The sequence below is a fragment of the Streptomyces sp. Root1310 genome (genome assembly GCF_001426425.1).
Classification (GTDB): Bacteria; Actinomycetota; Actinomycetes; order Streptomycetales; family Streptomycetaceae; genus Streptomyces.
In genome coordinates this window covers 16,921-37,435 of record NZ_LMEQ01000035.1, presented here as the reverse complement: position 1 = coordinate 37,435, position 20,515 = coordinate 16,921, and the positions used below count along the sequence as shown (strand labels likewise).

15 protein-coding genes are annotated in these 20,515 nt (G+C 73.3%); 8 read left to right on the top strand and 7 right to left on the bottom strand.

Annotated features, from left to right (window positions below; translation table 11 throughout):
- Window positions 1-206: 206 nt before the first annotated feature.
- Window positions 207-1,064, top strand: a complete 858-nt coding sequence (locus ASD48_RS39915) for an SGNH/GDSL hydrolase family protein (protein WP_057607049.1) — start codon at window positions 207-209, stop codon at window positions 1,062-1,064.
- Between the two features lie 39 nt (window positions 1,065-1,103).
- Here ASD48_RS39915 and ASD48_RS39910 read toward each other — a convergent pair whose 3' ends face one another.
- From ASD48_RS39910 to ASD48_RS39890, 5 genes are read right to left on the bottom strand one after another with little or no spacing between them, the layout of a single operon-like run.
- A complete protein-coding gene (locus ASD48_RS39910; protein ID WP_057606834.1) occupies window positions 1,104-1,973 on the bottom strand; it encodes a biotin-dependent carboxyltransferase family protein in 870 nt (289 codons plus the stop codon).
- Window positions 1,970-2,719 (bottom strand): 5-oxoprolinase subunit PxpB, encoded by a 750-nt coding sequence (pxpB, locus tag ASD48_RS39905; RefSeq protein WP_057606833.1) that lies wholly within the window; start codon window positions 2,717-2,719, stop codon window positions 1,970-1,972. The genes ASD48_RS39910 and pxpB overlap by 4 nt, the downstream gene beginning before the upstream one ends.
- On the bottom strand, window positions 2,716-3,483 hold the full coding sequence (locus tag ASD48_RS39900) for a 5-oxoprolinase subunit PxpA (RefSeq protein ID WP_057606832.1): 768 nt from the start codon (window positions 3,481-3,483) through the stop codon (window positions 2,716-2,718). Before ASD48_RS39900 ends, pxpB begins: the two co-directional genes overlap by 4 nt.
- A 20-nt stretch (window positions 3,484-3,503) precedes the next feature.
- Window positions 3,504-4,346 (bottom strand): putative hydro-lyase, encoded by an 843-nt coding sequence (locus tag ASD48_RS39895; protein ID WP_057607048.1) that lies wholly within the window; start codon window positions 4,344-4,346, stop codon window positions 3,504-3,506.
- A gap of 35 nt (window positions 4,347-4,381) precedes the next feature.
- Complete coding sequence (locus ASD48_RS39890; protein ID WP_057606831.1) at window positions 4,382-5,695, bottom strand: MFS transporter; 1,314 nt, start codon at window positions 5,693-5,695, stop codon at window positions 4,382-4,384.
- Between the two features lie 168 nt (window positions 5,696-5,863).
- On the opposite strand from ASD48_RS39890, the gene ASD48_RS39885 reads away from it, so the two are divergent.
- The 4 genes from ASD48_RS39885 (at window position 5,864) to ASD48_RS39870 (ending at window position 13,983) form a co-directional block, all read left to right on the top strand.
- Entirely contained in the window at window positions 5,864-6,565 is a 702-nt protein-coding gene (locus tag ASD48_RS39885; protein WP_057606830.1) for a GntR family transcriptional regulator, read from the top strand.
- Between the two features lie 179 nt (window positions 6,566-6,744).
- Window positions 6,745-8,274, top strand: coding sequence for a hypothetical protein (locus ASD48_RS39880; RefSeq protein WP_057606829.1), 1,530 nt, complete (start codon window positions 6,745-6,747; stop codon window positions 8,272-8,274).
- 52 nt (window positions 8,275-8,326) lie between these two features.
- On the top strand, window positions 8,327-9,205 hold the full coding sequence (locus tag ASD48_RS39875) for a hypothetical protein (RefSeq protein ID WP_057606828.1): 879 nt from the start codon (window positions 8,327-8,329) through the stop codon (window positions 9,203-9,205).
- Between the two features lie 146 nt (window positions 9,206-9,351).
- Window positions 9,352-13,983: a hypothetical protein gene (locus ASD48_RS39870; RefSeq protein ID WP_057606827.1), complete on the top strand. Its 4,632-nt coding sequence runs from the start codon at window positions 9,352-9,354 to the stop codon at window positions 13,981-13,983.
- On the opposite strand, the gene ASD48_RS39865 is transcribed toward ASD48_RS39870, so the two are convergent.
- Together ASD48_RS39865 and ASD48_RS39860 are read right to left on the bottom strand one after the other, a co-directional pair.
- On the bottom strand, window positions 13,984-15,510 hold the full coding sequence (locus tag ASD48_RS39865) for an amino acid permease (protein ID WP_057606826.1): 1,527 nt from the start codon (window positions 15,508-15,510) through the stop codon (window positions 13,984-13,986).
- 175 nt (window positions 15,511-15,685) lie between these two features.
- A complete protein-coding gene (locus ASD48_RS39860) occupies window positions 15,686-16,336 on the bottom strand; it encodes a hypothetical protein (protein ID WP_057606825.1) in 651 nt (216 codons plus the stop codon).
- 420 nt (window positions 16,337-16,756) lie between these two features.
- Between ASD48_RS39860 and ASD48_RS39855 the strand changes: the two genes are divergently transcribed.
- From ASD48_RS39855 to ASD48_RS39845, 3 genes are read left to right on the top strand one after another with little or no spacing between them, the layout of a single operon-like run.
- Window positions 16,757-19,618, top strand: coding sequence for a nitrate- and nitrite sensing domain-containing protein (locus tag ASD48_RS39855; protein WP_057606824.1), 2,862 nt, complete (start codon window positions 16,757-16,759; stop codon window positions 19,616-19,618).
- On the top strand, window positions 19,615-20,049 hold the full coding sequence (locus ASD48_RS39850; protein ID WP_057606823.1) for a roadblock/LC7 domain-containing protein: 435 nt from the start codon (window positions 19,615-19,617) through the stop codon (window positions 20,047-20,049). Before ASD48_RS39855 ends, ASD48_RS39850 begins: the two co-directional genes overlap by 4 nt.
- A gap of 9 nt (window positions 20,050-20,058) precedes the next feature.
- The gene (locus ASD48_RS39845) at window positions 20,059-20,454 is read left to right on the top strand and encodes a DUF742 domain-containing protein (protein WP_057606822.1); all 396 of its coding nucleotides are present in this window, start codon (window positions 20,059-20,061) and stop codon (window positions 20,452-20,454) included.
- The last annotated feature ends 61 nt before the right edge of the window (window positions 20,455-20,515 follow it).

The window sequence follows — 20,515 nt, the reverse complement described above, 5'->3', positions numbered from 1 at the left end:
GAACAAAGGCGCTCGCACGCATCGAGGGGCCGGCGGGGACTGCGGGGCTCCCAGGAACCGTGAGGCTTGCGGGAACCGACGGGTTCGCGGGGGTCGAGGCTGGGGCCGAGGCTCTTGCGGGGGCCACCGAGGGCGAGGTGCTCCCGGGGACCGAGGGGCTTGCGGGAGTCGGGGCGTTCTCGGGGATCACGGAGCTCGAAGGGCCCGTGGGGACCGAGGCGTGGGTGGGGACCGGGGAGTCTGTGGGGACCGAGGCGTGGGTGGGGACCGGGGAGTCTGTGGGGACCGAGGCGTGGGTGGGGACCGGGGAGTCCGTGGCGCCTGGGCAGTCCGTCGAGTTCGTCAACCTCGCGGTAAGCGGCGCGCAAACGCGGGACGTGCTGGAGCGGCAGCTCCCGGCCGGGGCGGCACTGCGGCCCGACCTCGTCTCGGTGATCGTCGGCGTGAACGACACGCTGCGCTGCACCTTCGACATCCACGCCGTGGCCGCCCGGCTCGACACGGTCTACGGCGCCTTCGCCGAGCAGGGCGCGGTCCTGCTCACCGCGTGCCTGCCCGATCCCGGCGGCACCCTCGGGCTGCCCGGGGCCCTCGCCCGGCCGCTGGCCCGGCGGCAGCGCGCGGTCAACGCCGTCGTCCACGCGCTCTCCGAGCGTTACGGCGCCCTCCATCTGCACGCGGCGGAGGGCGCCTGGCTGACGGACCGGGCCATGTGGAGCGCGGACCGGCTCCACCCCGGGGAGCGCGGGCACCGGCAACTGGCCGTGCGTTTCCACGCGGTGCTGGCCGAGGCGGGCATCGCGACCGGCGCCGCGCCCTCGCCCGAGCCCGATTTCCCGGCGCCGACGACCTCGGCGAGCCTGTGGTGGCTGGCGACCGCGGGCACCGGCTGGGTGGCCCGGCGCTGCACCGACCTGCTCCCGCAACTGCTCACGCTGGCCGCCGACGAGCTGCGGCACCGCGCGCGGGGGACTAGCGCCCGCCTCGATCTGCGGGCCTCCGCGGCGGTGTCCGCGGCCCTCGCCGCGCTCTCCGTGGCGGAACGGCAGCCGGACGCCGCCTGAAGCCCGGAGCGGCCGAAGCCGTCGGCGTCACCTTCCGCGTCACCTTCGCCGTACGGCCACGAAGCGGACCGGCGTGCCGGGCACCGCCTGGGCCGCCGCCGCGAGATCGCCCGCGCGGACGACCCCGATCACCGGGTAGCCCCCGGTGGTCGGGTGATCGGCCAGGAAGACCACCGGCCGGCCGGCGGGCGGAACCTGTACGGCGCCCAGGACCATGCCCTCGCTCGCCAGTTCACCGCTCCGCGCCCGCTCCAGGGCGGGTCCCTCGGTGCGCAGCCCGATGCGATTGCTCGCGGAGGACACGAGGAACGTCCCCGAGGTGAAGGTGCGGAGCGCGTCCGGTGTGAACCAGTCGTCCCGTGGACCGAGCGTCACCCGGAGGACGAGTTCGGCCGGGGGCGCCGGCTGCGGGGCGACGTCCACGCGCGCGTCCGGGACGCGTTCGCGCCCCAGCGGCAGGACGGTGCCGTCCGTGAGCGGGGCGGGGCCGAGACCCGAGAGCAGGTCCGTGGACCGGCTGCCGAGGACCGGCTCGACGATGATGCCGCCGGCCAGGGCCACGTACGTGCGTACCCCGGAGACCGCCGGTCCGATGTCCAGCAGGGTCCCGGCGCGTACCCGCACGGGCGCTCCCCAGGCGAACGGCCGGCCGTCCACCGTGATCCGGCAGGGCGCGCCGCCGACCGCGACGGTCACGTCGGAACGCGGCCGGAGGGCACAGCCGCCCAGCGTCGTCTCCAGGACGGCCGCGTCGGGTGAGTTGCCCACCAGCCGGTTGACGAGGGCCGCCGCGGGCGCGTCGAGAGCGCCGGAACGGGGCACGCCGAGGTGCGCGTGTCCCGGGCGGCCCCGGTCCTGCACCGTGGTGAGCGCCCCGGCGCGGACGACGGAGACTGCGCGGTCGCTCACGAGCCGCCCTCCGGTCCCACCGGTCCCACAGGTCCGACCGGTCCCACAGGTCCGACCGGTCCCACAGGTCCGACCGGTCCCACAGGTCCGACCGGTTCCACAGGTCCGACCGGTTCCACCGGTCCTGCCGGTTCCACCGGGACGAAGCGCACGCGCGTGCCCGGCGACAGCAGCGCGGCCGGCACGCGCGCGTGGTCCCAGAGCACCGCGTCGGTGCTGCCGATCAGTTGCCAGCCGCCCGGCGAGGAACGGGGGTACACACCGGTGTACGGCCCCGCCAGCCCCACCGAACCGGCCGGCACGGCGGTGCGCGGGGTGGCCCGGCGCGGCACGTCGTAGCGCGGAGGCAGGCCGGTGAGATAGCCGAAGCCGGGTGCGAACCCGCAGAAGGCGACCCGGAACTCGGTGCCCGCGTGGATGCGGGCCACCTCCTCCTCGGGGACGCCCCAGTGGGCGGCGACCTCGGCCAGGTCCGGGCCGTCGTACCGGATCGGGATTTCGACGGCCGCCTGCTCACGCGGGGGAGCGGGCGGTACGTCGGACGCGGCCAGCTCGGACGCCAGCCGGCCGGGGTCGGTCAGACCGTCCAGGAGGACGGTGCGGGCCGCTGGGACGATCTCGCGGGCGCTGAGCAGGCCCGCCGCGCGGCGCCGCAGCAGTTCCGCGTGCAGAGCCTCGGCCTCCGCGCCCGACGCCAGCTCCACGAGCAGGGCGTCGTCGCCGACGGGCAGGACACGCACGCTCATGCGAAGGCCTCCACCGGTACGCCCGACTCCTCCAGCCCACGCCGGACCCGGCGCGCCAGTTCCACCGCGCCGGGCGTGTCGCCGTGCAGGCACAGCGAACGCGCGTGCACCTCGACGGACGACCCCGCGTGCGAGGTGACCTCCCCGAGGCGCGCCAGGCGCACCGACCGCTCCACGACGGCTTCCGGGTCGGTGACCACGGCGCCGGCCCGCCCACGCGGCACGAGAGTGCCCTCCTCGGTGTACGCGCGGTCCGCGAAGGCCTCCGGGACGGCAGGGAGCCCCGCGGCCCGCGCCCGCTCCAGCAGGCGTGAGCCGGGCAGCCCGAGCACGGGCAGCGCGGCGCCGGCGAGGAGCACCCCGTCGACCACCGCGGCGGCCTGCTCCTCGTCGTGCACGATCCGGTTGTAGAGCGCCCCGTGCGGCTTCACGTACGCCACGCGCGCGCCCGCCGCCCGGGCGAACACCTCCAGGGCGCCGATCTGGTACGCCACCTCGGCGGCCAGTTCGGCGGACGGCACGTCCATGGCGCGCCGCCCGAACCCCGCCAGGTCCCGGTAGGACACCTGCGCGCCGATCGTCACACCCCGCTCGGCCGCCAGCTCGCACACCCGGCGCATGGTGACCGCGTCCCCCGCGTGGAAGCCGCAGGCCACGTTGGCGCTGCTGACGACGGACAGCAGCCCCTCGTCGTCGGTCAGCTCCCAGCGGCCGAAGCCCTCGCCGAGGTCGGCGTTCAGATCGATCGCGGTCGTCGCGGTCATGGTTCCTTCGTATCTCGTTCTCAAGCCACGCGGTACTGCTCGTCGCGGGCGTCGGTGAGGAACATCTGTCCCGGGGCGTGGGTGAGCGCGAACGGCGGGCGCGAGGCCATCACCGCGGCCTGCGGGGTCACGCCGCAGGCCCAGAACACCGGGATGTCGTCCGGCGCGGCTTCCACCGGGTCGCCGAAGTCGGGCCGGCCGAGGTCGTCGATGCCCAGTCCCGACGGATCGCCGCAGTGTACGGGCCCGCCGTGCACCGCCGGGAGCAGGCTGCTCTCCCGGATGGCCGCCGCGAGGTGCTGCGGCGGCACCGGACGCATGGACACCACCATGGAGCCGTGCAGCCGCCCCGCGGGCCGGCACCGGCGGCTCGTCACGTACATCGGGACGTTGCGCCCCTGCTCGACGTGCCGGATCGGGACGCCCGCCCCGGACAGCGCCCACTCGAAGGTGAAGCTGCAGCCGATCAGGAACGACACCAGGTCGTCCCGCCAGTAGGCGCGCACGTCCGTCGGCTCGTCCACCAGTTCCCCGTCCGCCCAGACCCGGTAGCGCGGCAGATCGGTGCGCAGGTCGGCGCCCTCGGCGAGGACGGTCGTCCAGGAGCCGGCGTCCGTGACGTCGAGGACGGGACAGGGCTTCGGGTTGCGCTGGCAGAACAGGAGCATGTCGTACGCCCAGTCGGCGGGCACCGAGATCAGGTTGACCTGGGTGTGGCCGCCCGCGACCCCGGCCGTGGGGCCCGCCAGGCCCGCCCGGAACCGGGCCCGGGCGGTGGCGGGGCTCCACGCGTGCGCGTGCTCGTCGAGGACGGCGACTGGGCGGTCGTCGACGAGGGGCGGACGGCTGTCCGGCGTGAGGATCGGACGACGGCTGTCCTGCGTGAGGATCGGACGGTTCACTCCAGTTCCTTCCCGCGGGTCTCCGGCAGTCCCAGCAGCGCCAGGGCGGCGACGGCGTAGCCGATCGCGCCGAACACCAGGGCGCCGCCCACGCCCCAGCTGTCGGCGAGGAAGCCGACCGTGGTGGGGAAGACGGCGCCCACGGCGCGGCCGGTGTTGTAGGTGAAGCCCTGTCCCGTGCCGCGCAGGGCCGTCGGGTACAGCTCGCTCAGGTAGGAGCCGAAGCCGCTGAAGATCGCCGACATGCAGAACCCGAGCGGGAAGCCGAGCACCAGGAGCACGGTGTCCGCGCCGCTCGGGATGTTCGCGTACGCCAGGATGCACACCGCGGACAGCAGGGCGAACAGCCAGATGTTGCGGCGTCGGCCCAGCCGGTCGGTGAGGTAGCCCCCGGTGAGGTAGCCGAGGAAGGCGCCCGAGATCAGGAAGGTCAGGTAGCCGCCGGTGCCGACCACCGACAGACCGCGCTCCGACTTCAGATAGGTCGGTACCCAGGTCGCCAGGGTGTAGTAGCCGCCCTGCACACCGGTGGAGAGCAGGCCCGCGAAGAGCGTGGTCCGCAGCAGCGGTCCTTTGAAGATCGCCGGGAACGAGCCCTTCTCCGGGTTCTGTTCGCGGGCGGCGGTGGCCTCCGGCGCGTCCTGCACCCGGCGCCGCATCCACACCACGAGCAGCGCGGGCAGGGCGCCCGTCCAGAACATCACGCGCCAGGCGACGTCGTCGCCGAAGAACGAGAAGACCAGCGTGTACGCCACTGCCGCCAGGCCCCAGCCGACGGCCCACGAGCTCTGGATCGCGCCGAGCGTGCGGCCCCGGTGCTTCGGGCTCGCGTACTCGGCGACCAGGATCGCGCCGACGGCCCACTCGCCGCCGAAACCGAGGCCCTGGAGGGACCGGAAGACCAGCAGCGTCTCGTAGCTGGGCGCGAAGCCGCAGGCCACGGTGAAGACCGCGTACGTGATCACCGTGATCATCAGGGCCCTGACCCGGCCGATCCGGTCGGCCAGCACCCCCGCGACGGCGCCGCCGATCGCCGAGGCGACCAGGGTGACGGTGGTGAACAGGCCGGTCTGGCCGCTGTCCAGGCCGAAGTACGACGCCAGCGCGACCATGCTCAGCGGCAGCGTGAAGTAGTCGTAGGAGTCGAGGGCATAGCCACCGAACGCGCCGGCGAAGGCGCGGCGGCCGCGCGGACCGAGAGCCCGCAGCCAGGCCAGAGCGCCATCGTCGGGAGTGGTGCCGGGAGCGGGAGCGGCGTCGGCGGGGCGGGTGTCGGTGGCCGGGGTCCGGGGTGGAGGGGGCGTGCTCATGAGGCACCTCGCTGAGGGAGGAGGGAGGGTGCGGGGAGTGAGCTGTGCCGTGCGGAGGCGGTCGCCGCGGCGGGGACGGCGTCGCCATGAAAGGAAGGTAGAGGATCGTTGAACGATCCTTCAATACCCATGTTGTTTCGTTCTCGTGTCTGCGGTTGAATTCCGGGCATGGCAGAGCAGCTGGCGGGACTGGCCGACGATCGCGCCCTCCTGGGCCGCACGAGCACGGCCGAACGCGTTTCGGACATCCTCAGGAGCCGCATCGCCGAGGGCTATTTCCCGCCCGGGACGCGCCTGTCGGAGGACAGCATCGGCGGGGCGCTCGGCGTCTCCCGCAACACGCTGCGCGAGGCGTTCCGGCTGCTCACCCATGAGCGCCTGCTCGTCCACGAGCTGAACCGGGGCGTGTTCGTCCGGGTCCTGACCGTCGAGGACGTCGAGGACATCTACCGCACCCGCAGGCTCGTCGAGTGCGCCGTGGTGCGCGGTCTGGGGGAGCCGCCGTACCCGCTCGACGGCCTCCGGGCGAGCGTCACCGAGGGACAGCTCGCGTCCGTGGAGAGTGACTGGAAAGGACTGGGTACCGCCAACTTCCACTTCCACCGCGAACTGGTGGCCCTGGCCGGAAGCGTGCGCACCGACGAACTGATGCGCAGCGTCTTCGCCGAGCTGCGCCTCGCCTTCCATCTCGTCGACGAGCCGCGCCGCCTGCACGAGCCGTACCTCCAGCGCAACCGCCAGATCCTCCAGGCCCTGGAGGCGGGCGACAAGGCGGAGGCCGAGCGTCTGCTCACGGTCTACCTCGACGACTCTTCGTCAAGGGTGGTCGAGGTGTACCGGCGGCGGGTGGGGGAGGACCACGCCGTCTAGGCGCGCGGGGCCGTATCGATGTGCGGCCGTGTCGATATCGACGCGCGGCTGCGCCGCCCGGGCGCGACAGGCCCCCGCCGGCCCGCGGGCGAAACACGGCCGGTGGTCGCCCGCCCGGCGGCCGGAGGCGATCCGCGTCGTTTGGGTCGATGTCAGACCGAGGACCTAGTCTGTGCACCGTGACTTCGCCTGCGTCGACGGACCGTGTTCCGCCCCAGCTCAGCGTGGCACCGCGTCCCGCCCCGGGCCCGGCGGCCGACGAGGGGCTGGCGCGGCGGCTGCGCGCGCTCGCCTGCACCGCGCCGATCCACGACCTCGACGCCCGCAAGGCCAACCTCGCCGGTGAGTACTCGGTCTACGGCATGGCGGAGATCGCCCTCGCCGCCATCGACCTCGTCACACTCAACATGGACTTCGACACCGGCGCCGACCACGACCAGATAGTGGCCCGCCTCCTGCCGCGCATCGCCGCGCAGGCCCCGCGGCGCCCCGTAGCCGAGCACGAGCGGGTGGCCCGCTGGGTGCTGGAGAACCTGATCAACGTCGGCAGCGTCGACCGCGGCTTCCGCGCCGTGTACGGCACGTTCGCGCCGGACGGCACGTATGTGCGCCGCGACTACGACTTCAAGCTGATCGAGGAGGTCCCCGGCTACGGCGGCGCGGTCTACCTCCGCACGACCGACGAGGCGGTCAACGTCCTCGTCGGCGCCCTCGACACCGACGTCACCAGCGCGCAGATCGCCGCCGAGGTCAAGCTCGAGGTACTCATCCGGCGCGGTCGTCTCGCCGACGCCCAGCTGGCCGCCGAACAGGCCCGCTACCGCACCGTGCAGTACTCGGAGACGCTGCGCCGCGCCCTGGAGGCCACCCGGCGCAACGTGCGCGCGGTGGACTGGCTCAACGCCGTCCCCGACATGATCGCCGAGGCCCTCGACCACGTAGCCGACCGCTACCGCCACGAGAACGCGATCCTCACCAACATCCGCAAGGCACGCGACGAGATCGAGGACGCGGAGAACAAGCGGCGGGCCGCCGAGCTCGTCGACATCGTGAAGGACTGCATCCGCCGGCACACCCAGCTGCAGTCCCGGCTGCTGGAGGCCGGCCCGCTGTTCCGCGCCGAGCAGGACCGACAGGCCTTCGCCGCACCCATGACCTCGTCGGGCATCGACCTCTACGGACACCTGGTCACCCCCGTGCTGCCGCTGCCGCTGGAGCAGGCGGTCCGGGTCACCGACGCGTTCTTCGCCCACGGCACCGGATTGCGCACGCCGGTGTCGGTGCGGATGGGCGACCTCGTCGACCTGCTGCTGACGCCGCCGGTGGAGCGGGAGCACCTGGGCGCGGAGATGCCGGAGCCGGACCTCATCGCGACCCCGGACGACAGCCGGTTCAGCGAGGAACAGCTGACGATGGCCAAGGAACTGCTCGATCTGCCGGCGGACGCGCCACGACGGCTGTCGGGACTGCTCGAGGAGGCGCGGGCCAAGGACGGCGAGGAGCTGGCCTACCTGGTGGCTCTGCTGGCCGTGCACGCCGCCAGCCCGGCCGTGGGCACCGCCTACCGCCAGGGCGAGGAGAAACTGCTGTTCGCCGTGGACGACGGCAAGGAGCTGGACGACCCGGGGTTCGGCGGGGCCGATCTCATCGTCGGCACCGCCCTGCTGGACGCCGCGGGGATGGCGGCGGACCGCACGGAGGCGGCATGAGCCGGGCCGGGAACCGAGTGGACGAGCACGAGAACACCAAGGAGCCGAAGCTGTGAGCGAGCAGGCCGAGTGGGGCGACACGGAGGCCCCCGCCCCGGCGGCGAACGCCGCCGTCACCCCCGCCGACGCCGCCGACGCGGCACGGCTCGTGGCCTTCGGGCTGACGCCCAAGTTGCAGCCCGCGCGGGACCAGGAGTACGCCGAGCTGCTGCGGCGCTACCGGGAGGACCCGGCGTTCGCACGGCTCGCCGACGCCGTGGCCACCGGACTCGGGCTGATCGTGCTGGAAGTCTCCCCGCGCGCGGGGATGGCGGTGACCGCCGCCGAGGACTCGGTGTTCGCCGTGCGGATGGGGGACTACGCGCGTCGCACGTCCGCCGACGGCGGCGACCGGTTCCTGCACGGGCTCGCGCACCTGTCCGTCGCCGCGATGGCATTCCCCCGGCCCGAGGACCTGGCCGACGACGGTTACATCGGCCGGGTCAGCGTCAACGGAGTGGACGCCTTCGTACGCCAGGCCTGCCGCCGGCTGGAGGAGCGGGCGGACGAGCAGGGCGAGAACACCGACCCCGCCACCGACGCCCCCGGCCTGGAGGCCGCCTGGCGGATCTGGGCCAGACGCAGCTCGACCGGCGCCACCAAGGACGCGCGCAGACTCGCCGGCTCGACGACCGGCATCGTCGGCAAGGCCGTCGCGTTCCTCACCGACTCGGGCTTCCTCCAGCGGACCGGTGACGACAGCGGCGGCACCTACCGGACGACCGCCCGCTATCAGCTCCAGGTGCGTGACATGGCGGGCGGTGCCGCCATGGCCGAGCTGCTGGAACTGGGCGTCGTCCCGGTCACCGACGGCTCTCCGACGCTGCTGCCCCCCGAGGAGACCGACGACCTGGACCTGGTGGCCGACGCCGGACTGCCGTTCCACTCCTGAAGCCACCGAGCCACCGAGCCACCGAGCCACCGAGCCACCGAGCCACCGAGCCACCGAGCCACCGAGCTTCCGGGCTGACGGGCCTTCGGCCCCCGAGCACCTGAAGCGCCTCCCCCCGATCTGCCGAAGACTTACGAGAGTCCGCCATGTACGAGCTGTCCCGGGTCCGCCTCTACTCCATCGGGCCTGCCGGTGCGCGCTATGCCGACACCGTGCTTGACCTGCGGGGCGTGGGCGACATCGTGCCCGACCCCGCCCCCACCCAGGCGGAGTTCTTCGAGGAGGAGCCGGTCGGCCCGCCGCGCCGTCCGGCGCCCGCGGGCGTGCTCTTCCTGGAGAACGGCGGCGGCAAGTCCGTCCTGCTCAAGCTGATCTTCTCGGTGATGCTGCCGGGCCACCGCAACACGCTCGGCGGCGCCAGCTCCGGCGTGCTCCGGAAGTTCCTGCTCGCCGACGACTGCGGACACGTGGCGCTGGAGTGGCAGCACGTGCTCACCGGCGAGTGTGTCGTCGTCGGCAAGGCGAGCGAGTGGCGCGGGCGGCAGGTGTCCAACGATCCGCGGAAGTTCGCGGAGGCCTGGTACTCGTTCCGGCCCGGGCCCGGACTGAGCCTGGACAACCTGCCCGTCGCCGAGTCCACCGCCGTACGCCCGCCCGTCGAGGGCGCCTCCGGCGCGCGGGGGCGGCGGCGCACCATGAAGGGGTTCCGGGACGCCCTCACCGAGGCGGGCAAGGCGTATCCGCACCTCGAGGTGCACTGGGAGGAGATCCACGACCGGTGGATCGAGCACCTGGGCGAGCTGGGCCTGGACCCCGAACTCTTCCGCTACCAGCGGGAGATGAACGCCGACGAGGGTGAGGCCGCCGGCCTCTTCGCGGTCAAGAAGGACTCCGACTTCACCGACCTGCTGCTGCGCGCGGTGACCGACACCCGGGACACCGACGGGCTCGCCGACCTGGTCAGCGGCTTCGGCAACAAGCTGGGCCGACGCGCCGAGCTGATCGCCGAACGGGACTTCACCGCCGGTTCGGTGGACCTGCTCGGGCGGATCGTCGAGGCCGCCGACGCGCGGGCACGCGCGCGAGACGTCCACGCCGGCGCCGAGCGCCGCACCCGCGCGCTGGCCCGGCGGCTGTCCTCGCGCGGCCTGCGGGAGAAGGCGCGGGCCGGTGATCTCGCCCAGCGGGTCACTGCCGCCGCCTACGCCGTCACGCACTCCGAGAGCGCGCGGGAGCGCAGCGCGCTGATCGCCGCCGAACTCGCCTACCGGCATGCCTCACTGGCGCTGGCCGGCGCCGAGAAGTCCGCCGCCGCCCAGAAGCGTGAACTGGCCGACGCCCGCACCCTGCACTCCGCCTGGCAGGCCGCCGAGGCCGTGCTGCGCCACCGCGCCGCCGCCGACCGGGTCGCGCGCGTCTCCGCCGCCATCCAGGAAGCCGAACGCGACGCCGCCCCCGCGCTCGCCGCCCGCGCCAGGGCCGCCGTCGATCTCGTACGGGCCCTGCACGCGGCCGCCGAGAACGCCGAGGCACTCGCCAACGAGGAGGAGGAGCGCTCGGCGGCACTCCAGGAGGTCGGCGAGTCCGCGCACCGGGACTCGACGTCCGCCGCCACCGACGCCCAGCGCGCCCGCAGCGAGGTCGGCCACCTGCGCCAGCGCCTCTCCGAGGTCGAGCAGGAGACCGCCGAGGCCGTACGCGCGGGCTGGCTCGACGACAGCGCGCCCGACGCCGACCCCGCCCGCGCGGCCCTCGCCGCCAGCGACGCCGAGAAGACCGCCGTCGCCGCCTGGGACACGGCGCGTGACGCCTCCCGCAGGGCCGCCGAGCACGCGCGCGAGGCCGCCGCCGCGGAGTCCCGCGCCGAGCTCACCGCGGCCCGGGCCGCCGACGCGGCGACGGCCGCGCACCGCTCCCACGAGGCCGAGCTGCGGCTCGCCGAGTCCCTGGCCGGCGAGGAACGGCTCGCGGAGCTGCTCGGACTGACGGGCGGGGGTGCCCGCCCGCGGATCCCCCAGCCACGGCAGAACGGCGAACCGGACGACGACTCCCTGCTGGCCCCCGAGGACCTGGACCGCTGCGCCGACGAACTGCGCGATCTCCTCGAGGAGGCCGTCTCCTCCGCCGAACGGCAGCTGTTCGAGCTGCGGACGGCGGCCGCCGACGACTCCCGCATCCTCGGCGCGCTCGGTGACGGCGGACTGCTGCCGCCCGGCCCGGACGTGCTGGCCACGGTCGAGTTCCTCGGCGAGCACGGCATTCCCGCCCTGCCCGGCTGGCGCTACCTCGCGCAGGCCGTCGACCCCGCCGACCACGCGCGCGTGCTCGCCGCGCGGCCCGAACTGGTCGACGGCGTGATCATCACCGATCCCGCCTCGCACGCCCGCGCGCGTGAAGCGCTCGGTGAGGCCGCGTTGCTGCCCCGTTCGGCCGTGGCCGTCGGCACGGCCGCCGCCCTGCTGGCGCCGACCCCGGCAGCCGACGCGCAGTGCACCGACGTCTTCCTCGTCCCGCCGAACCCGGCCATGCACGACGAGCACGCCGCCGACGAGGAACGGCAGGCGCTGCGCGCGCGGGCGGCCGAGCGGGACGACGACATCCGCCGGCTCGCCGCGCGGCTCGGCAAGGACCGGGAGCTGGGCGCCCGGCTGGCCTCCTGGCGTACCGGCTGTCCCGCCGGACGGCTCACCGAACTGGCCCGGTCCGCCGGGGAAGCGCGCGCCTTCGCCGAGGAGTCCGAGGCCGAGCTGTCCGAGGCACGGACCGCGCGCGCGGAGGCCGACGAGATCGCCGCCGAAGCGGCCCAGGTGCGCGACGAGCGCCAGGAGGCCGCGCAGAAGGCCCGGCGGGCCGCCGACGCCCTGGCCGGCCTCGCCTTCCGGCTGCGCGAGCGCGCCGGCTGGCAGGTCAAGGTGCGTGAACTCGCCGACGAGGCCGCCGAGTCGGAGGCCCGCGCCCAGACCTGCCTGGAGCGCGCCCGCGCCGCCGACGAGGACCGGCGCGGCGCCCAGCGCGCCGCCGACGACGCCCGCCGCACCGCGCGTGCGCTGCGCGCCGAACGCGCCGAGATCGCCGGCGCCCCCGACGACGTACCGGAAGGCGGGGCGGACGCGTCCAAGGTGTCCCTGCCCGCCCTCCGCGAGGCCTACCGGGCCGCGTCGCAGCTGTACGAGAAGGTCGGCGTCGGCGCGGACCTGCGGGCCGAGCAGGCCCGCGCGGAGAGCGACGAGAGCGGTGCCCGCACCGAGCTGGACCGGCTCAGCAACAAGGTCCGCACGCGCGCCGAGCAGTTGCTCCAGTCGCCCGACGGCTCCGACGGGCCGTCCCGGCAGGCCGCAGCCGCGCGCGCGGAGGAACTGGTGCAGCTCCTGGAGACCCGTGTCTCCACCGCGAGCGAGCAGCTGGGGCGGCTGCGCGGCGAGACCGAGCGGCTTGCCCCGGAGGACGGTGAGACCCACACCGAGCTGCCCGAGGAGCTCCAGCCGCGCGACGCCGAGCACGCCCAGGCGCTGCTGCGCACCGCGACGACCGAACTCGCCTCCCGTACCGAGGCCTTGAGCCGCTCCCGCGAGGCCCACGCCGAACTCCTGGCCGACCACCGCGCCGCCGAGGACGCGGTCGGCGGCTTCGACGAGATCGCCGCGATGCTCCGGGACCTGCTGCGCGAACACACCCCCGAGGAGGAGCCGGAGGAGGCGGAGCCCTACCCCGGCACCCTGGAGGAGGCCCGTCAGTCGGCCGCCGAGGCCCGCCGCTCGCTGCGCGGCTGCGCCGCCGACCTGTCCGCCGCCGAGTCCGCCGTCCGCGAGGCCAGTGACATCCTCGTCCGGCACGCCAACTCCACGCGCTACGAGCAGGTCCGCACCCCGGCCCGCCAGCAGATCCGTGAGCTGCCCGCCTCCGCGCTGCCCGAGCACGCGCAGAAGTGGGCGAACGCCTTCGCGCCCCGCCTGCGGGTCCTGACCGACGAGCTGGAGCAGCTGGAGCGCAACAGGGATTCGATCGTGGACCGGCTGCGCGGGCTCGTCGAGTCCTCGCTCGCCACCCTGCGTTCGGCCCAGCGGCTCTCCCGGCTGCCCGAGGGGCTCGGCGAGTGGTCCGGCCAGGAGTTCCTGCGCATCCGCTTCGAGGAGCCTGACCAGAGCACCCTCACCGAGCGCCTCGGCGAGGTCATCGACGAGGCGACCCGGGCCGCCGTGAAGAAGAACTCCGACCTGCGGCGCGACGGCATGTCACTGCTGCTGCGCGGGGTCGGCGCGGCCCTGCAGCCCAAGGGCGTCGCCGTCGAGATCCTCAAGCCGGACGCCGTACTGCGGGCCGAGCGGGTCCCCGTCGGTCAGATGGGCGACGTCTTCTCCGGTGGGCAGCTGCTCACCGCGGCCATCGCCCTGTACTGCACGATGGCCGCGCTCAGGAGCAACGACCGGGGCCGGGACAAACACCGGTACGCCGGCACGCTGTTCCTCGACAACCCCATCGGACGCGCCAACGCGACCTATCTGCTGGAGCTCCAGCGAGCCGTCTCGGACGCCCTCGGCGTACAGCTCCTCTACACCACGGGTCTGTTCGACACGACGGCGCTGGCGGAGTTCCCGCTGGTCATCCGGCTGCGCAACGACGCCGACCTGCGGGCGGGCCTGAAGTACATCAGCGTCGAGGAACACCTGCGGCCGGGTCTGCCGGAGCAGGCCCCGGCCGGCGAAGGCGAAGCGGCGCAGGTGCGCAGCGAGATCACGGCGACCCGGATGTACAAACGGCCCGCGCCGAACGCCGGTTGATCAGCCCTTCGTCAGGCGGTGGTCCGCGAGGACACCGGTCCGGTGCCGCTGCACGAACCAGTAGTAGGCGAAGCCACCGCCCGCGATCACGGCGACGAACAGGACGGCGCCCCACCGGAGGTACCAGTGGAAGGGCGCCGCCGCGTTGTAGACCGAGGCACGCGGCCAGATCAGGTTGGTCGTCATCGCCGCGCCCCACACCACCGCGACGATGTTGACGGGCAGCCCCCAGCGGCCGAGCGAGAACTTCCCGTCGCTCGCCGGCCGCCACCTGCCGCGCAGCCGCGCCACCAGCATCGGGGCGGTCACGCCCAGATAGGCGAGGTAGATCATGATGATGCCGATACTGGTGACGACCGTGAAGATCTGCGGCTGGCGGATGTTGACCACGAGGATCGCCAGCGCCAGCACACCGATGATCACGGTCGGCAGCACCGGGGTCTGGAAGCGCGGGTGGCACTTGGCCAGCCGCGCGGACCCTGGCAGGTTGTTGTCGCGGGCCATCGCGAACGCCAGCCGGATCGCCGCCGTGTGCACGGCCAGGGCGCACACCGTGACGGCGATCAGCACACACCACAGCATCGCCTTGCCCGCCGTCGGGCCGAGCACGTCGAGCACCACGTACTGAAGCCCGTCCGTGGACAGCTCCTCGCCCCGCAGACTGGAAACGCTCATCAGCGCGAGCAGCAGGATCAGTCCGCCGAGCACGAAGGAGGCGACGATCGCCCGGATGATCGCCCGGGGCGCGTTGCGGGACGGGTCGATGGACTCCTCGCCGAGCGACGCGGCCGTGTCGAAGCCGTACATGACATACGCCGAGGCCAGCGAGGCCACGAGGAACGCGCCGAGATACCCGGTCCCGTAACCCGCTCCCGTGCCGTTGGTTTCCATGACCACCTGCGGGCCGCGGGTGATGTGGACGGCGAACAGGACGATCAGTACGACGGTCGCGATCAGCTCGATGAACACGCCGGCCGTGTTGATCGTCGCCATCAGTTTGACGCCGAACGCGTTGACCAACGTGGTGAACAGGATCAGCACGGTGGCCAGGACGACCGCGTTGGTCGCCACGTCGTACTTGCCGGTGCCGTCACCCACGAACTGGAAGGCGGAGGAGATCTGCGGCAGCGTCAACTGGTAGGCCAGCGCCACGGCCGCGATCGACACGATCGAGGCGATCAGCATCATCCAGCCGGCCAGCCAACCCAGATGCGGATTGCCGATCTTCTTCGACCAGTTGTAGACGGACCCCGCGACCGGATAGCGGGCGGCGAGCTCCGCGAAGCACAGGGCGACCGCGAACTGGCCGACGAACACCATCGGCCAGGACCACCAGTAGGCGGGGCCGCCGCTGCCGTAGCCGAAGTAGAAGAGCTGGAAAGTGCCGGTCAGGATCGAGATGTAGCTGATGCCCGCGGCGAAGGTGTGGAAGTTGCCCAAGGTTCGCTTGAGCTCGGGTCGGTAGCCGAACTCGGCGAGCTCGACGTCGTCCTGCTGAGGGCCTGGTGGATGCTCGGCTGTCGTCATGGGCGAACTCCCGCTGCTCGTAGGAGTCCAGCACACCACCAGGGCGATCAGCCCGCGAGATCATCGTCGGCCGGGTCCGTTCACATGCCTGGAAGGTCCGAGGGCGAGCTGTGAACGGACGCGGCCCGACCGGGGAAACCTGTCTGCTCCCCTGGCCGGTGCCGCGCGGACCGCCTCAGGAGTGGGACAGCTGCCCGGTGCCGCCCTGCCGGCGTATCCGCTCCTGCGCGCGCTCGGTGACCTGGGCCTGCCGACGCAGCCGGCGGCGCTCACGCCGCAGGGAACGCGCGGTGCTGCTCGGCGTCGACACCACGCCGTTGCGCTGGTTCCACACCTGCCGGGTCACCCAGACATCCAGCGCGCCCCAGGTGGCCAGCACCGTGCTGACCACGCTGCTGATCACCATCGGGAACGCCAGCCAGGAGCCGGCCAGGGTGCACAGGAAGGCGACCATCGCCTGTATCAGCGTCACGGCGATGACCAGCACCGCGCGCACCGCCGCCGTACGCACCGGGTCGGGCATCCGACGCCGCCGCGCGGGCTCCTCCACCCACAACGGGCGGTAGACCGCCCGCGCTTGTGCCGTGGTGGACGTGCCGCGGCTGTCGCCCCCTTCGGCTCGCCGGACCTCACGCGCCGCGTCCCCGGCGCCCGCGGGGGCGCCACGACCCGCCGAACCGCGCCGCTCCGCCCTGCTGCCGCTCCGCTCCGCCGCCACATGCCCGTTCGCCGGAATGTCGCGATCCGGTGCCTCGGGATCCCGCAACGCCGTACCGACCGCCGTCGCGCTCTCCTCGGGCGCCTCACGCCGCTCCGCCGTGCCCATCACTGTGTCACTCCCCACCGCCAGCAGACCGCTCGCCTCCGAGTCGAAGACCCGGCTCCCCAGTGGCTGCCCGGCTTGCGCTGTTTTACGCCGCCCAGGTGCGGCAAACGGCTCGTGTGGCCGATTCCGCCCCCAATTCCCAATGAGTAGGACGAACGACGTGCCCTGAAGATTCCCGAGTTGCGAAAAATTCTGGCCAACTCGTGTGCACGGCCGACCGGATCCAGTCGGGTCCGGAGGAGCCGATTCGGGGCGACAATCTCCCGCAATTACCGGACAACACGCCATGTCTCGCCCTCGGGGCGGAAGTTCAGCTTCCGGACAGCTCTTCGAGTTCACTGTGCGTCGGTAGTAGGCTCGCGCCGTTTGTTGACGCACATGCGTACCCCCTGCCGGAGGGGGTTCGAGCTGGGGGAGGCCATGCGCTTTCGCGGGAAGTCGATCCGCCGGAAGATCGTGGCGCTGCTTCTCGTGCCGCTGGTGTCCCTGACCGCCGTCTGGGGCTTCGCCACGGTACTCACGGGACGCGAGGCGAGCCGCCTGTTCACGGTGTCGTCCCTCGTCGAGAAGGTCGGCTACCCGATCGAGGACACCGTCCGCGTCGTCCAGCAGGAACGCCGCCAGGCCCTCGTCTACCTCGCCGACCCCCGGGCCTCCGAGGCGCTGTCCGCGCTGCGCCGCACCCGGACCGCCACCGACAAGGCACTCGCCGAGATCCGCGGGAACGCCCAGGACGCCGACGTGCGTGACGTCCTGGACCAGGACGACGGGGAAGGCCTGACCGCGGTGCTCGACGCCTTCGACGGCGTCGACTCACTGCGCCGCGGCGTCGAGGACGGCACCGTCACCCGAGCACAGGCCCTCGCCCTCTACACCCAGCTGATCGAACCCTGCTACACCCTGCTGGCCAAGCTGGACGTCGTCGACAGCGTGGAGATGGACAAGCAGTACCGAGCCCTCGTCAGCGTCGCCCGAGCCCGTGAACTCCTCTCCCAGGAGGACGCCCTGCTCGGCTCCGCCCTGGTCGTGGGCCGGCTCAGCCGCGAGGAGATCCGCGACGTCTCCGACCTCGAGGCCCAGCGGGAGGTGGTCTACGAAATCAGCCTCGCCCAGCTGCCCACCGCCGAGCGCGAGCGCTACGAGAGCTTCTGGAAGAACGCCACCACGGCCCCGCTGCGCACCGTCGAACAGGCCGTCGTCGGCGCCACGCCCGGTGCCATGCCCCGGGGCGTCAGCGCCAAGAACTGGGACACCGCGGCCGGAAACGTCCTCCTCGAACTCGGCACCCTGGACGAACAGGCCAACGACCGCTACCAGGACCGGGTCCGCCCGGTCGCGATCGAGGTCATCGTCAAGGCGGTCGTCGCCGGTGTCTTCGGACTCGTCGCCCTGCTGGTCTCCCTGGTCCTCTCCGTACGGATCGGCCGTGGCCTCATACGCGACCTGCGCAAGCTCCGGCTGGAGGCCCACGAGGCGTCCGGCGTGCGGCTGCCCAGCGTGATGCGCCGCCTGTCCGCGGGCGAACAGGTCGACGTGGAGACCGAGGTACCGCGGCTGGAGTACGACAAGAACGAGATGGGCGAGGTCGGCCAGGCCCTCAACACCCTCCAGCGCGCCGCCGTCGAGGCCGCCGTCAAACAGGCCGAACTGCGGTCCGGGGTCTCCGAGGTCTTCGTCAACCTGGCCCGCCGCAGCCAGGTCCTGCTGCACAAGCAGCTGACCCTGCTCGACACCATGGAACGACGCACCGAGGACACCGAGGAACTCGCCGACCTCTTCCGCCTCGACCACCTCACCACCCGCATGCGCCGGCACGCCGAGGGCCTGGTGATCCTCTCCGGCGCCGCCCCTTCCCGGCAGTGGCGCAGGCCCGTGCAGCTCATGGACATCGTGCGCGCCGCGGTCGCCGAGGTCGAGGACTACGAACGCATCGAGGTCCGCCGGCTGCCGCGCCTCGCCGTCACCGGTCCGGCCGTCGCCGACCTCACCCACCTGGTGGCCGAACTCCTCGAGAACGCGACGGTGTTCTCCCCGCCGCACACCGCGGTCCAGGTGTTCGGCGACCGGGTCGCCAACGGCTTCACCCTGGAGATCCACGACCGCGGCCTCGGCATGGCGCCCGAGGCTCTCCTGGAGGCCAACCTCCGGCTCGCCGAGACACCGGAGTTCGAGCTGTCCGACACGGACCGCCTCGGGCTGTTCGTGGTCAGCCGGCTCGCCCAGCGGCAGAACGTCCGCGTCTCCCTGCAGCCGTCACCGTACGGGGGGACGACGGCCATCGTCTTCATCCCCGACGCCCTGCTGACCGACGACGTCCCCGACACGAACGGCATCGGCTTCCGGCTCGACCGGCCTCGGCCCCCGAAGGAGACCGACTCCGCGCAACCCCGCAGGACCACCCTCTCCCCGGCCTCGGTGCAGCTTCCCGGAGTGCCGGCCTCGATGCTCGACGGTCCGGTCGAACTGGAGGCCCCCGTCGGTCTGGACGCCCTCGGTGACTTCCCGGCCACCCTGGACGAGGACGACGAGGGCGGCCTGTTCCGCCCGCGGCGCTCCCTCACCCGCGCCGAGGACGAGCCGGCCGCGGACACCGTCGACCAGCACCACAGGCTGCCCGACAGCCCCGGCGAGCCCCAGGGACCCCTCGAAGACGATCCGGGCGGCCGCCGCCTGCCCAAGCTGGTCAGCTCGCACGGCCGCCCGGTCCCGGAACAGCGACCCCGGCGTGCCGAGACCAACCCGGAGTCCCCGGCCAGGCCCGGCCCCCGCCGGGTGGACAACGACGGCCCGGCACCGCTGCCCTCCCGCCGCCGCGGCACGACGGCACAGATCCCCCGCAACGGTGGCAGCACCGAGCGCCCCGCGCCGCAGGAGCGCCCCGACCGCGGCGCTCCGGAGCCGAGCCGGCCGCCCGCCCTTCCCCAGCGCACGCGGCAGGCCCCGGCCCGGCCCGGCATCCCCGGCGGCACGGCCGACCGCGCGGACACCACGTCCGCCCGGTCCGGCGGTACCGCGCCCGGCGGGGCGGACGGCAGCGGGTCCGGCGCGGGTGCGCTGCCCCGGCGAGTACGGCAGGCGAACCTGGCCCCGCAACTGCGGCAGGGTCCGGCCCCGCGCACCGAGGACCGAGCCGACCCCGCGGACCGGGACGCCGACGAGGTACGCAGCCGGATGGCCTCGCTCCAGCGCGGCTGGCAGCGCGGCCGCGTAGAGAACGCCGCGGGCGACGACGCCCACAGCGGCGCAGCACCACAACGAACCACAAAGGGGGACGGTCGATGACCGCACCGAAGGCGACCGGCCACAGCACCACCAACAACGGCGAGCTGAACTGGCTCCTCGACGAACTCGTCGACCGCGTCGCCAGCATCCGCAAGGCCGTCGTCCTCTCCGGCGACGGCCTGCCGACGGGCGTGTCCAGGGACCTGAGCAGGGAGGACGGTGAGCATCTGGCCGCCGTGGCCTCCGGGTTCCACAGCCTCGCCAAGGGCGTCGGCCGTCACTTCGAGGCCGGCAGCGTCCGCCAGACCGTCGTCGAACTCGACGACGCCTTCCTGTTCGTCACGGCCGCGGGCGACGGCAGCTGCCTCGCCGTCCTCTCGGACGCCGACTCGGACGTGGGGCTCGTGGCGTACGAGATGACGCTCCTCGTCAAGCGGGTCGGCGTACATCTGGCCACCACCCCACGCACCGATCTGCCCTCGGGCGGGTAGTGGGATGGCATGAGCACAGACGGTCAGGGAAGCAGTCACTGGTTCGACGACGAGGCCGGACCGGTCGTCCGTCCGTACGCCATGACGCGTGGCCGTACCTCCAGTGCGGTCCAGCACCGTCTCGACCTGATCGCGCTGGTCGTCGCCGAGCCGCACGCCGAGGAAGCGGACACGGACCCGTCGCTGTCCCCGGAACACGTGGACATCGTGGACCTGTGCCGCGAAGCACCGCAGTCGGTCGCCGAACTCGCCGCCGAACTCAATCTGCCCATCGGGGTGGTACGGGTCCTCGTCGGCGATCTCGTGGACGCGGAGTTCGTCCACGTGAACCGGCCGGTACCGCCTGCCGAACTGCCGGACGAGAGTATTCTGCGCGACGTGATCGACGGTCTCCGAGCGCTGTGAGCAGCGCGGAAGCGAGGTGAGGGCGTGACCGGCCGGCGGTTTCCGGTGGGCCGGGACGCGC

Excerpts from the sequence above, each read along its gene's own strand:
- ASD48_RS39870 (WP_057606827.1), top strand. The coding sequence starts at position 9,352 with ATGTACGAGCTGTCCCGGGTCCGCCTCTACTCCATCGGGCCTGCCGGT.
- ASD48_RS39850 (WP_057606823.1), top strand. The coding sequence starts at position 19,615 with ATGACCGCACCGAAGGCGACCGGCCACAGCACCACCAACAACGGCGAG.
- ASD48_RS39845 (WP_057606822.1), top strand. The coding sequence starts at position 20,059 with ATGAGCACAGACGGTCAGGGAAGCAGTCACTGGTTCGACGACGAGGCC.
- pxpB (WP_057606833.1), bottom strand. The coding sequence starts at position 2,719 with ATGAGCGTGCGTGTCCTGCCCGTCGGCGACGACGCCCTGCTCGTGGAG.
- ASD48_RS39860 (WP_057606825.1), bottom strand. The coding sequence starts at position 16,336 with ATGGGCACGGCGGAGCGGCGTGAGGCGCCCGAGGAGAGCGCGACGGCG.
- ASD48_RS39900 (WP_057606832.1), bottom strand. The coding sequence starts at position 3,483 with ATGACCGCGACGACCGCGATCGATCTGAACGCCGACCTCGGCGAGGGC.
- ASD48_RS39885 (WP_057606830.1), top strand. The coding sequence starts at position 5,864 with ATGGCAGAGCAGCTGGCGGGACTGGCCGACGATCGCGCCCTCCTGGGC.
- ASD48_RS39855 (WP_057606824.1), top strand. The coding sequence starts at position 16,757 with ATGCGCTTTCGCGGGAAGTCGATCCGCCGGAAGATCGTGGCGCTGCTT.
- ASD48_RS39865 (WP_057606826.1), bottom strand. The coding sequence starts at position 15,510 with ATGACGACAGCCGAGCATCCACCAGGCCCTCAGCAGGACGACGTCGAG.
- ASD48_RS39890 (WP_057606831.1), bottom strand. The coding sequence starts at position 5,695 with ATGAGCACGCCCCCTCCACCCCGGACCCCGGCCACCGACACCCGCCCC.